This is a genomic window from Delftia sp. UME58 (assembly GCF_014170385.1).
Taxonomy (GTDB): Bacteria; Pseudomonadota; Gammaproteobacteria; order Burkholderiales; family Burkholderiaceae_C; genus Comamonas; species Comamonas acidovorans.
Map to the genome: position 1 here is coordinate 1 of NZ_LZZV01000076.1, position 11,666 is coordinate 11,666.

Genomic DNA, 11,666 nt, shown 5'->3' on the forward strand with positions numbered 1-11,666 from the left:
GCTTTCGCCAGGGGGACTATGCGGGCGGCATCACCGCTGCGCTGGACCAGGTGGCAGCGCGCATTGCAGGCGAGCAACTGCCGGCGCCCTCCCCCGGCACCCAGTCTTCCAAAAGCCCGGACAGGGGCTTCGACATGGAAGACCTGATGCTGTTCTAGGCTGGCCGTCACCACATAGGCGGCAATGCCGGCGCCTGCCCCCGCCAGCACGGAGGCCAGTGGCCGGCCCAGTACCGAGCGCAGGATGGGGCCGACCACGGCCACGCCGAAGAAGAAGAACAGCATCAGGTCTTCCATGTCGAAGCCCCTGTCCGGGCTTTTGGAAGACTGGGTGCCGGGGGAGGGCGCCGGCAGTTGCTCGCCTGCAATGCGCGCTGCCACCTGGTCCAGCGCAGCGGTGATGCCGCCCGCATAGTCCCCCTGGCGAAAGCGTGGTGCCATCTGCTGGTCGATGATGCGCGCGGCCGCCAGGTCGGGGATCGCGCCTTCCAGCGCGCGGGCCACTTCCATGCGCATGCGCCTGTCGTTCTTGGCAATCACCACCAACAGGCCGTCGCCCACGTCGCGGCGGCCGATCTTCCAGTCACTGGCCACGCGCCAGGCATAGGCGGCAATGTCCTCGGGAGCGGTGGAGGCCACCATCAGCACAACGACCTGCGAGCCCGACTTCTGTTCGATGCCACGCAGCCTGTCTTCAATGGCGCGTGCCTCATCGGCCGAGAGCGTGCCCGTCTGGTCGATGAGCCGTGCCGAGAGGGCCGGCACGGGCTGCGGCGCCTGCGCCAGCGTGCTCCCGGGCAGCAGCAGCATGGTCAGGACAAGGGCGCAAAGCATGCGCCACAGTGGCACCAGGGACATGGTCACGGCTTACTTGTTGCCGAAGTCCACCGTGGGCGGACGGGAGATTTCGGCCTCGTTCTGCACGCTGAAGCTGGGCTTGGGCTCGTAGCTGAAGACCTTGGCCGTCAGATTGGTCGGAAAGCTGCGCGCCAGCACGTTGTAGGACTGCACGGCCTGGATGTACTGGTTGCGCGCCACGGTGATGCGGTTCTCCGTGCCCTCCAGCGTCACGCGCAGGTCGCGGAAGCCCTGGTTGGCCTGCAGCTGGGGATAGCGCTCGGCCACCACCATCAGCCGCGACAGGGCGCTGGACAGCTCGCCCTGCGCCTGCTGGAACTTGTTGAAGGCCTCGGGATTGTTGACCAGCTCGGGCGTGGCCTGGATGGAAGTGGCCTTCGCGCGTGCCTCCACCACCTTGGTCAGGGTTTCCTGCTCGAAATTGGCCTCGCCCTTGACCGAGGCCACGATGTTGGGCACCAGGTCCGCACGGCGCTGGTACTGGTTGAGCACCTCGCTCCAGGCCGACTTGGTCTGTTCGTCAAGGCGTTGGAAATCGTTGTAGCCGCAGCCGGTCAATGCCAGGACGGTGGCAAGCGTGGCGAGTAGACGTTTCATAAGATGGCAACCTGAAAGCGACAATGGAAAACAGTATCGCGCACGAAGCATGCGCAATGCTGGCGATTGTGCTGCGCGCCCGGCCTGCTGCCCTGTAGGGCAAAGGCCATTGCGCGGCGGTGTGGCAAGGACTGCTAACAGGGCTTTTATGCACGAATTCACGGCGGCGCGCTGGTTGCCCGGGGGCCACGCCCAGACCATCTGGCCGGCACTGTTCGCACGCCGCCGGCCGGCGGGCCAGGCGGTGCCCGCCTGGCGCTGGGAGCGCTGGGATACGCCGGATGGCGACTTCATCGATGTCGCCTTCGGCGGTGCTCCCACCCTGCCTGCCGATGCGCCATGGCTGGTGCTTTTCCATGGCCTTGAAGGTTCGTCGAACAGCCACTATGCCCAGGCCATGGCCTGGGTGGCCGCGCAGCGTGGCTGGCACATGGCCGTGCCGCACTTTCGCGGCTGCAGCGGTGAGGTCAACCGGGGGCCGCGCGCCTATCACTCGGGCGATGTGCAGGAGGTGGACTGGATACTGCGCCGCCTGCGCGCACGGTCTTCCCGCCCGCTCCATGTGGTGGGCGTTTCCCTGGGCGGCAATGCGCTTGCGCGCTGGGCCGGTCTGCAGGCAGACAAGGCGGCCGAGGTGGTCCAGGCCCTGGCGGCGGTGAGTGCGCCGCTGGACCTGGCGGCTGGTGGCATGGCGCTGGGGCAGGGTCTGAACCGCTGGATCTACACACGCATGTTCCTGCGCACGCTGGTGCCCAAGGCGCTGGTCAAATGGGCGCAATTTCCCGGCCTCTTCGACCGCGATGCTGCGGTGCGCGCGCGCGATCTGAAGGAATTCGATGACGCGTTCACGGCACCCGTGCATGGCTTTCTCGATGCGCACGACTACTGGCGCCGGGCGGCAGCCAAGCCTGTGCTGGCCAGCATTGCCGTGCCCGCGCTGCTGCTCAACGCGCTGGACGATCCCTTTGTCCCTGCATGCAGCCTGCCAGGGCCAGGCGAGGTCGGCCCACGGGTTACGCTGTGGCAGCCGCCGCATGGCGGTCATGTGGGTTTTGCACAGGGACATTGGCCAGGGCATGTACTGGCCATGCCGCAGGCCGTCACGCAATGGCTGGCAGACAGCGAACAAGGATGAATGCAATGGACGATATCGTGAAGCAGGCCATGGCCAAATGGCCCCATGTGCCCGCCTGCAGCGGCTGGCTGGGGCTGGACGAGCGCGGGCGCTGGTATCTGCGCGATGAAGAGGCCCAGGCTTGCGGCGCTTTCGACAGCGGCATCCCGGGAGCCAAGGGCGCGGAGGTGCGCAACGAAAAGCTGGCGGACTTCATCGCCCGCAACTATCTTGCCGAGCCCGACGGTCGGTGGTTTTTCCAGAATGGTCCCCAGCGCGTGTATGTGGAACTGGAAAGCACACCCTGGATATGGCGGCTGCGCTGGGATGGCGAGCGCCTGCAGATGCACAGCCACACAGGGGCAGAGCTGCAGGCCGCAGACATCAAGGAGGTTTTGATGGATGAGACAGGGCGCCTGTATCTGGCCATGCCCTCCGGCCTGGGCCTGGTCCATACGCAGGACATGGTCGATGCCGCTGCCGCGCTGGACGCCGGCATGCTGCCTGCCTGTGAAGAGGTGCCGGCACAGACGTTGCCGCAACGCTACGGTTTTGTGCGCAGTCCGGCCCGGGCATGAAAAAACCGGCCGAAGCCGGTTGGTGCCAGACATCCTGGGCCTTGCTCAGTTGGCGGGTGCCGCTGCACCTTCTGCTGCGGCGCCTTCTGCGGCCGGGGCCTTGGGCTCCTCGAACTTGCCACCTGCGGCATTGGCCATGTAGACCACGCCACGGGCAATTTCGGTGTCGTTGAAATCGCCGCCGCCCTGGGGCGCCATCGCTCCCTTGCCCTTGAGGGCCGAGTGCACCAGGCCTTCCAGACCTTGTGCCAGGCGCGGGCCCCAGGCCGCGGCATCCGCGAACTTGGGAGCACCTGCGGCACCTGTGGCATGGCAGGCCGCGCATTGGCCCTTGAAGACTTCTTCACCCGAGCGCAGCGGGCGATTGGCATCCCTGATTTCCACGAGGCCGATTTTCTGCAGCCGCTGGGCCTTGGCCATTTCGGTCTGGGAAGCGCCGGCGCCGGCCTTGTCGGCCGAGCTCACGTATTGCACGAGGCCGATGATCACGAACACCGGAACCACGAACGAGAAAAACACCGCCATCAGCAGCTGCCTGGGGTTCTTGATCGGGCCCGTATGGGCTTCTTCGGTGTGGGTTGCGCTCATGAAGTCCTCTTGTGTTGTGGGGGCGTGAGTCAACAACAAATTATATCGACGGGCCTCTTGCAGACACTGCGCGCAGACCCGGGTTGACCTGGGGCGCACATATGCCATGAGATGGATCAAGCAAATGGCAAATGCTTTCCGCGCGCCATGAAAAAGAGGTGTTCACCTTGCGGAGAACACCTCTGTGCGGTTGGCGCGGCAGATACCGGCCTTGGGTCTTACTGCGCGGGCGCTGGTGTGGCTGCCGCTGCTGTCGCCGTCCTGTCGGTCCAGCCGCCGCCCAGTGCCTTGTACAACTCGATCTGGTTGAGCAGCTGCGCCAGACGCACGCTCACGGTGGATTGCTCCAGCGCGAACAGGGTGCGCTGCGCATCGAGCAGGTCCAGGTAGCTGGCCACGCCGTTGCTGTAGCGCAGGTCGGACAGCTTCAGGCGTGCCTGCTCGGCTTCCAGCTGGGCGCGCTGGGCCATGATCTGGTCACGCAGCGTGCCCTGGCTGTCCAGTGCGTCGGAGACCTCGCGGAAGGCGCTCTGGATGGACTTCTCGTACTGGGCAATCGCCACTTCGCGCTCGACCTTGGCCGCAGCCAGATTGGCCGAATTGCGGCCCGCATCGAAGATGGGCAGGAGGGCGGACGGCGCGAGGGTGAAGCCCCAGCTGCCGCTCTTGAACAGGCCCGACAGCTCGTTGCTGGCCGTGCCGAACTGCCCCGTCAGCGTGATGCGCGGGAAGAAGGCGGCACGCGCGGCACCGATGTTGGCGTTGGTGCTGATCAGCTGCTGCTCGGCCTGACGGATGTCGGGGCGCTGCGTGAGCAGGTCCGAAGGCAGGCCGGCCGGCACGGCGGGCAGGTCGGCCGTGTCGCGCAGTCCCTGGCTGGAGCCCAGGCTGGCGAGCACGTCCGCTGGCAGCGCCTGGCCCAGCAGCAGCACCAGGGCGTTCTCGTCCAGGGCGCGCTGGCGCTGCTGTTGCGCCAGCGTGGCGCGCGCAGCCTCGGTCAGCGAGACGGCCTGGCGGTAGTCCAGCTCGGACGCCACGCCCGTGTCGAAACGCAGCTTGGTCAGCTTGATCGACTCTTCACGGGTCTGCAGCGTGTCGCGCGAGATCTTCAGCAATTGCTCGTCGGCCAGCAGCGTATACCAGCCGCTGGCCACGGCGGCCACCAGGCTGGTCTGCGCGGCGCGGCGAGCTTCCTCGGTCGCCAGGTACTGGGCCAGGGCGGCTTCCTTCAGGCTGCCGATGCGGCCGAAGAAGTCCAGCTCCCACGAGGTGACGGCCAGGCCCACCTGGTAGCTGTTGACGTACTTGGTGCCCGAGCCCGTGGTGTTCGGGGCGCGGCTGGCGTTGACGCCGGCACCCACCGTCGGGAACTGGTCGGCGCGCGTGATCCGGTACTGGGCCTGGGCGCGCTCGATGTTGAGCGCGGCCACGCGCAGGTCACGGTTGTTGTCCAGCGCGGTGCGAACCAGCTGCTGCAGGCGTGCGTCCTGGAAGAAATCCTGCCAGGGCAGCTGCGCTGCAGCCGTGCCGCCTTCCGCCGCAGCGGTGGCGTTCGCGCGGGTGTACTGCGCCGCGACCGGAGCGGCAGGGCGCTCGTAGGTGGGGATGAGCGAGCATCCCGCCAGGAGCACGGCGGTGGCGATGGCCACCGGGGTACTGCGATTAATCATGGCTCAAGGCCTCCTTGCCGGCCGGAGTGGACGGCGGGTTGTGCGATTTGATCTTGCCCTTGAACAGCTTGCGCACCACGACGAAGAAGGTGGGCACGAACAGCACGGCCAGCACGGTGCCGGTGATCATGCCGCCGAGCACGCCGGTGCCGATGGCACGCTGGCTGGCCGAGCTGGCGCCCGTGGCGATCACCAGAGGCACCACGCCCAGGCCGAAGGCCAGCGAGGTCATGATGATGGGGCGGAACCGCAGGTGGGCGGCTTCCAGCGCAGCCTCGATCAGTCCCTTGCCTTCGGCCTGCAGGTCCTTGGCGAACTCCACGATCAGGATCGCGTTCTTCGCCGACAGGCCGATCACCGTCACCAGTCCGATCTGGAAGTACACATCGTTGGAGTAGTTGCGCAGCAAGGTGGCAAGCACCACGCCCAGCAGACCCAGCGGCACGACCAGAATCACCGACAGCGGAATCGACCAGCTCTCGTACAGGGCGGCCAGGCACAGGAACACGGCCAGGATGGCGAAGGCGTACAGGAAGATGGCTTGCGAGCCCGCCAGCTTTTCCTCACGCGACTGGCCGGTCCACTCGAAGCCGAAGCCTTCGGGCAGCTTGGCAGCCAGCTTTTCCATCTCGTCCATGGCATCGCCCGAGCTGAAGCCCGGGGCGGCCGAGCCTTCGATGCGCACGGCAGGGTAGCCGTTGTAGCGCACCGTCTGCTGCGCGCCCTTGACCCACTTGGTGGTCGCGAACGTGGACAGCGGCACCGGGTCGCCCTTGGCATTGCGCGCGTTCAGGCGCAGCAGGTCGTCGGGCTGCATGCGGGCCGGAGCATCGGCTTGCACGATCACGCGCTGCAGACGACCCTGGTTGGGGAAGTCATTGACATAGGACGAGCCCAGCGCGGTGGACAGCGTGGCATTGATCGAGGTGAAGTCCACGCCCAGGGCGTTGGCCTTGTCGCGGTCGATCTCGATGCGCAGCTGGGGAGCGTCCTCCAGGCCATCGGGGCGTACACCTGCCAGCACCTTGCTCTGCCCGGCCATGCCCAGCAACATGTTGCGGGCGTTGATCAGCGCGTCGTGGCCATGGCCGGCACGGTCCTGCAGGCGGAACGAGAAGCCCACGGCGTTGCCCAGTTCGGGAATGGGCGGCGGGTTCACGGCGAACACGAAGGCATCGCGGATGCCCGACGTCATGCCCATGATGCGGCCCGTCATGGCGTCCACCGTGGAGTTCGCTCCCTTGCGCTCGGACCAGTCCTTGAGCGGCACGAAGGCGAGGGCGGCGTTCTGGCCCTGGCCGGAGAAGCTGAAGCCCAGCACGCTGACCATGTTGGCCACTTCGGGCTGCGGCAGCACGGCTTCTTCCACCTGCTTCATCACCTCCAGCGTACGCTCCTTGGCGGCGCCAGGGGGTAGCTGCACGTTGACGATGAAGTAGCCCTGGTCCTCGGTCGGCAGGAACGAGGTCGGCAGGCCACGGAACACCACCACGGCACCGGCGATCACGGCCAGGTAAACGCCGATCATCAGCACCGAGCGCTTGAGCAGTCGGGCCACCCAGCCTTCGTAGGACTTGGCCGAGCGTGCGAACGTGCGGTTGAACCAGCCGAAGAAGCCTTTCTTCTCGTGGTTGTGACCGGCTTCCACAGGCTTGAGCAGCGTTGCGCACAGCGCGGGCGTCAGCGTCAGCGCCATGAAGGCCGAGAAGCTGATGGAGGCCACCATCACGATGGAGAACTGCCGGTAGATATTGCCGGTGGACCCCGCGAAGAAGGCCAGCGGTATGAACACCGCGATCAGCACCAGCGTAATGCCCACGATGGCGCCCGAGATCTGGCCCATGGCCTTGATCGCGGCTTCACGTGGCGGCAGGCCTTCCTCGCTCATGATGCGCTCGACGTTCTCCACCACCACGATGGCGTCGTCCACCACGATGCCGATGACCAGCACCATGCCGAACATGGCCAGCACGTTGATCGAGAAGCCCACGGCCTGCATGACCGCGAAGGTGCCCAGCAGTGCAATGGGCACCACGATGGTCGGGATCAGCGTGTAGCGCCAGTTCTGCAGGAACAGGTACATCACCAGGAACACCAGCACGATGGCTTCCAGCAGCGTGTGGGCGACCTTCTCGATGGAGATGCTCACGAACTTGGAGCTGTCGTAGGGAATGGAGTACTTCACGCCCTTGGGGAAGAACTTCTGCAGCTCCTCCATGCGCGCATGCACGGCCTTGGCCGTGGCCAGCGCATTGCCGCTGGGCGTCAGCTGGACGCCGATACCCACGGCATCCTTGCCGTTCAGGCGGGCGGATGTCGCATAGGCCTGGCCGCCGATCTCGATGGTGGCCACGTCCTTGAGGCGCACGGTGGAGCCATCGGCATTGGCGCGCAGCACGATGTTCTCGAACTGGCCGATCGAGGACAACTGGCCCATCACCGTCACCGTGGCGGCGATCTTCTGGCCCGTGATGTTGGGCAGGTCGCCGATGGCGCCGCTGGCCACCTGGGCGTTCTGACTGCGGATGGCAGCCGTCACGTCCTCGGCCGAGAGCTTGTAGCCCTGCAGCTTGGCGGGATCGAACCAGATGCGCATTGCCTTTTCGGTACCGAACAGCTGGGCCTGGCCCACGCCGGCCACCCGCTGGATTTCGGGAACGATGTTGCGCGAGGCATAGTCGCCCAGGGCCACCGTGTCATAGGCCTTGGCGTCCTCGGACGACAGCATGATGAACAGCAGGAAGTTGGACGACGCCTTGTCCACGCGCACACCCTGCTGCGTCACGGATGCAGGCAGGCGTGGCGTGGCGCGCGAGAGGCGGTTTTGCACGTCCACCTGCGCCAGGTCCACGTTGGTGCCGGCCTCGAAGCTGATGGTGATGCTGCCCGTGCCATCGGCCTGGGCCACCGACTCCATGTAGACCAGCCCGGGCGAGCCGTTCATCTCGCGCTCGATCACGGACAGCACGCTGTCTTCGAGCACCTTGGCGGACGCGCCTGGGTAGGCGGTGTTGATGACGATGGCCGGAGGAGCCACCTTGGGGTATTGAGCGATCGGAAGCTTGGTCAGCGCAATACCACCGAGGACGATGATGAATAGCGCGACGACCCATGCAAAGATCGGTCTGTCGATAAAGAACTTGGCCATTGCTGAGCCCCTTGATTACTTCTTGTCTGCCTGGTCCGCAGGCTTGGCATCGGCTGCGGCTTGCGGGGCTGGCGCTGCCGCGCCGGCCGGCTTCTGGGCACCTGCGGCCTCGGGCTGCCAGGGCACGGGCTTGACCGGCGTGCCGGGCGGCAGCATCTGCAGCTTCTGGAAGCCGTCGACCATGACCTTCTCGCCCGCCTGCAGGCCTTCGCTGACCAGCCACTGGTTGTTCTGGGCCGTGGTCACCTTCACCGGGCGCTTGGTGATCTTGCCGTCATCGCTGACCACGCTCACGGTGTCGCCGGTTTCGGTGCGTGTCACCGCCTGCTGGGGCACGGCAATGGCGTTGGACGCCTGGGCCTGCTCCATGCGCACACGCACATACATGCCGGGCAGCAGCAATCCCTTGGGATTGGGCACCTCGGCGCGCAGCGTGACCTGGCCGGTGGAGCTGTCCACGGTCAGGTCGGTGAACAGCAGCTTGCCCTTGAGCTCATAGGCCGTGCCGTCGTCAAGGCGCACCTCGACGCTGGCAGCCTCGGCGCCATCGGCCTTCTTGAGCTTGCCCTGCTCCATCGCGCGGCGCAGCCGGAAGGCCTCGCTGGACGACTGGGTGAAATTCACATACACAGGATTGATCTGCTGGACCACGGCCAGCGGAGTCGCCTCGCCCTGGCCGACCAGCGCGCCTTCTGTCACCAGCGACTGGCCGATGCGGCCGGAGATGGGGGCCGTGACGTTGGTGTAGCCCAGATTGATCTCGGCCGTGCGCACCGACGCCTTGCCGACCGCCACATCGGCCTGGGCCTGCTTGTAGGCCGCCTCGGCGTTGACGAAATCCTGCTTGCTGATGGCATTGGCGGCAACCAGCGGGCGATAGCGTTCCAGCTGTGCCAGTGCCTGGGCCTGGTTGGCCTCGGCGCGGGCCTGCGTGGCCTTGGCGCTTTGCAGCGTGGCCTGGTAGGGCGCGGGATCGATGCGGTACAGCAACTGGCCGGCCTTCACATCGCTGCCTTCCCGGAACAGGCGTTCCTGCACGATGCCGGCGCTGCGGGCGCGGATCTGGGCCACCCGGCGTGCGTCCACGCGGCCGGGCAGTTCGGTCACAAGGCCCACATCGGCGGGCGTGGCGACCACCACGCCCACAGGCACGGCGGGCATCTGCTGCTGCGCGGCAGCTTTTTCTTCGGGCTTTTTCCCGCAGGCCGCCATGGCCATTGCGGCAGTGACGGCCAGGGCCACGGTGGTGAGGCGCAGACTGCTGTAAGGGGACGGAGCGGCTGACACATTGCTGCGTGTGCTGGGCATGATGGGTCCTTGTGCTGAATCAAATAACGATGTTGACGTTCCGGTCAGCGCTATCCGGAACGCCCGTGTCCACGGGCAAGTCGCGGATTATACATACATACATGAATGTATAATGACCGCAGTTGCTGCAAGGCGGCGCGAAGCATGGCGTAGCGTGGCATGGCCGGGCTCAACGATGGAGGGAAATACATCTTGGCACGACGAACGAAAGAAGATGCGTTTGCAACGCGCAACAGTCTGCTGGACGCTGCGGAGCAAGTGTTCTACGAGCAGGGTGTTGCCCGGGCCTCGCTCAACGAGATTGCCCAGCGGGCCGGCGCCACGCGCGGTGCGGTCTACTGGCATTTCAAGGACAAGCTGGATCTCTTCTACGCCATGCTGGACCGCGTCACGCTCCCGCTGGAGCAGGCGGCCTACAGCGACTGCGAGGACGATTCGGAGTGCGACGCACTGGAATATGTGCGGCGCCTGATGGGGGTGGTCTTCGGGCGCATCGCCGATGACGACAGCACGCGGCGCGTCTTCGAGATCCTGCTGCTCAAGGTCGAGTACGTGGGTGAGCTCATGCCCGTGCAGGAGCGCAACCGTGCCGCGCTGGACTCTTTTTCCGCGCAACTGGAGCTGGCCCTGCGCGCTGCCGCAGAAAGCCATGCAGTGACCATGTCCATGCCGGCTCGCCAGGCATCGATAGCGCTGTGCGCCATGTTCGATGGCCTGCTGCAGAGCTGGCTGCTGGGCAGGGCCTTTGATCTCAAGCAGGTGGGCGCGCAGGCGGTGGATGTCTGTCTGCGAGGGCTGGGCTTCACGGTGCCGCAGGTGCAATAGCGCCGGGTCCTGGGGGCTTGGACGTGCCGGGGCAAAGTCATGCGACAATGCTCGGCTTGTGCAGGGCAGCGATGCCCTGAGCGGCTGTAGCTCAGTGGATAGAGTATTGGCCTCCGAAGCCAAGGGTCGTGGGTTCGATCCCCGCCAGCCGCACCACAATTTTTCTTGGATCGCCTTGGTGGCCTGAGAAAAAAATGCACTGAAATTTTTCTGACGAAAAAAACGGTGCTAGAATTCAAATCTCTTCGGAGGGGTGCCCGAGTGGCTAAAGGGGGCAGACTGTAAATCTGTTGGCTTACGCCTACACTGGTTCGAATCCAGTCCCCTCCACCAGTAATGGTGAAGAAGAGAAGTCATCTGAAAAGATGGCGACGTGCAGTCAATCTGTGCGGGAGTAGTTCAATGGTAGAACCCTAGCCTTCCAAGCTAATGACGCGGGTTCGATTCCCGTCTCCCGCTCCAGTTGGCGAGCAAAGTTTTTTGAGATTGCTTCGGCAGCCTCAAGGCCCATGTGGCTCAGTGGTAGAGCACTCCCTTGGTAAGGGAGAGGTCGGCAGTTCGATCCTGCCCATGGGCACCATTATCTCTGGTGCGCTCGCTAGATGGGGTTGCGCCAAATCCTGTTGTAGTGATTTAGATTTTTTTCGGAGTCGGAAAAATGGCTAAAGCAAAATTCGAGCGTACCAAGCCGCACGTCAACGTTGGCACCATCGGTCACGTGGACCACGGCAAGACGACCCTGACGGCTGCTATCGCTACCGTTCTGTCCAAGAAGTTCGGCGGCGAAGCCAAGGCTTACGACCAGATCGACGCAGCACCTGAAGAAAAGGCGCGCGGCATCACGATCAACACCGCCCACGTCGAGTACGAAACGGCCGGTCGCCACTACGCTCACGTTGACTGCCCCGGCCACGCCGACTACGTCAAGAACATGATCACCGGCGCTGCTCAAATGGACGGCGCCATCCTGGTGTGCTCGGC

General features: G+C 65.2%; 9 protein-coding genes, 4 tRNA genes and 1 pseudogene. 8 read left to right on the top strand and 6 right to left on the bottom strand.

All coding sequences use genetic code 11. The features are described from left to right. Together A9976_RS19430 and A9976_RS19435 are read right to left on the bottom strand one after the other, a co-directional pair. Positions 1-857 (bottom strand): TPM domain-containing protein (locus A9976_RS19430; protein ID WP_409049548.1); only part of this gene is annotated, 857 nt, incomplete at its 3' end. A 9-nt stretch (positions 858-866) separates the two neighbouring features. Next, positions 867-1,454 (bottom strand): LemA family protein, encoded by a 588-nt coding sequence (locus tag A9976_RS19435; RefSeq protein WP_012202362.1) that lies wholly within the window; start codon positions 1,452-1,454, stop codon positions 867-869. Between the two features lie 148 nt (positions 1,455-1,602). Between A9976_RS19435 and A9976_RS19440 the strand changes: the two genes are divergently transcribed. Both A9976_RS19440 and A9976_RS19445 read left to right on the top strand, forming a co-directional pair. Continuing rightward, a complete protein-coding gene (locus A9976_RS19440) occupies positions 1,603-2,589 on the top strand; it encodes a YheT family hydrolase (protein WP_183020365.1) in 987 nt (328 codons plus the stop codon). 5 nt (positions 2,590-2,594) lie between these two features. Further along, positions 2,595-3,146: a DUF2946 family protein gene (locus tag A9976_RS19445; protein ID WP_012202364.1), complete on the top strand. Its 552-nt coding sequence runs from the start codon at positions 2,595-2,597 to the stop codon at positions 3,144-3,146. Positions 3,147-3,203: 57 nt separating this feature from the next. On the opposite strand, the pseudogene A9976_RS19450 reads toward A9976_RS19445, so the two are convergent. The 4 genes and pseudogenes from A9976_RS19450 to A9976_RS19465 form a co-directional block, all read right to left on the bottom strand. Beyond that, positions 3,204-3,734 (bottom strand): annotated as a pseudogene (locus A9976_RS19450) (c-type cytochrome); the annotation flags it as partial. Positions 3,735-3,952: 218 nt separating this feature from the next. Continuing rightward, positions 3,953-5,404: an efflux transporter outer membrane subunit gene (locus A9976_RS19455; protein WP_183020367.1), complete on the bottom strand. Its 1,452-nt coding sequence runs from the start codon at positions 5,402-5,404 to the stop codon at positions 3,953-3,955. Further along, entirely contained in the window at positions 5,397-8,552 is a 3,156-nt protein-coding gene (locus tag A9976_RS19460) for an efflux RND transporter permease subunit (RefSeq protein ID WP_183020368.1), read from the bottom strand. The genes A9976_RS19455 and A9976_RS19460 overlap by 8 nt, the downstream gene beginning before the upstream one ends. 15 nt (positions 8,553-8,567) lie before the next feature. Then, complete coding sequence (locus tag A9976_RS19465; RefSeq protein WP_183020369.1) at positions 8,568-9,860, bottom strand: efflux RND transporter periplasmic adaptor subunit; 1,293 nt, start codon at positions 9,858-9,860, stop codon at positions 8,568-8,570. Positions 9,861-10,052: 192 nt separating this feature from the next. On the opposite strand from A9976_RS19465, the gene A9976_RS19470 reads away from it, so the two are divergent. The 6 genes from A9976_RS19470 to A9976_RS19495 all read left to right on the top strand — a co-directional run. Beyond that, the gene (locus tag A9976_RS19470) at positions 10,053-10,685 is read left to right on the top strand and encodes a TetR family transcriptional regulator (protein WP_183020370.1); all 633 of its coding nucleotides are present in this window, start codon (positions 10,053-10,055) and stop codon (positions 10,683-10,685) included. Between the two features lie 80 nt (positions 10,686-10,765). After that, positions 10,766-10,841 (top strand) — tRNA-Arg (locus A9976_RS19475). A 91-nt stretch (positions 10,842-10,932) separates the two neighbouring features. Continuing rightward, positions 10,933-11,018 (top strand) — tRNA-Tyr (locus A9976_RS19480). A 55-nt stretch (positions 11,019-11,073) separates the two neighbouring features. Further along, a tRNA-Gly gene (locus tag A9976_RS19485) sits at positions 11,074-11,147 on the top strand. Between the two features lie 43 nt (positions 11,148-11,190). Then, positions 11,191-11,265 (top strand) — tRNA-Thr (locus tag A9976_RS19490). 78 nt (positions 11,266-11,343) lie between these two features. Beyond that, a partial coding sequence (locus A9976_RS19495; RefSeq protein WP_259649250.1) for a GTP-binding protein occupies positions 11,344-11,666 on the top strand: 323 nt, incomplete at its 3' end.

Bases quoted from the DNA above. Each gene is read 5' to 3' on its own strand.
- A9976_RS19435 (WP_012202362.1), bottom strand. From the start codon at position 1,454: ATGAAACGTCTACTCGCCACGCTTGCCACCGTCCTGGCATTGACCGGC.
- A9976_RS19440 (WP_183020365.1), top strand. From the start codon at position 1,603: ATGCACGAATTCACGGCGGCGCGCTGGTTGCCCGGGGGCCACGCCCAG.
- A9976_RS19445 (WP_012202364.1), top strand. From the start codon at position 2,595: ATGGACGATATCGTGAAGCAGGCCATGGCCAAATGGCCCCATGTGCCC.
- A9976_RS19455 (WP_183020367.1), bottom strand. From the start codon at position 5,404: ATGATTAATCGCAGTACCCCGGTGGCCATCGCCACCGCCGTGCTCCTG.
- A9976_RS19460 (WP_183020368.1), bottom strand. From the start codon at position 8,552: ATGGCCAAGTTCTTTATCGACAGACCGATCTTTGCATGGGTCGTCGCG.
- A9976_RS19465 (WP_183020369.1), bottom strand. From the start codon at position 9,860: ATGCCCAGCACACGCAGCAATGTGTCAGCCGCTCCGTCCCCTTACAGC.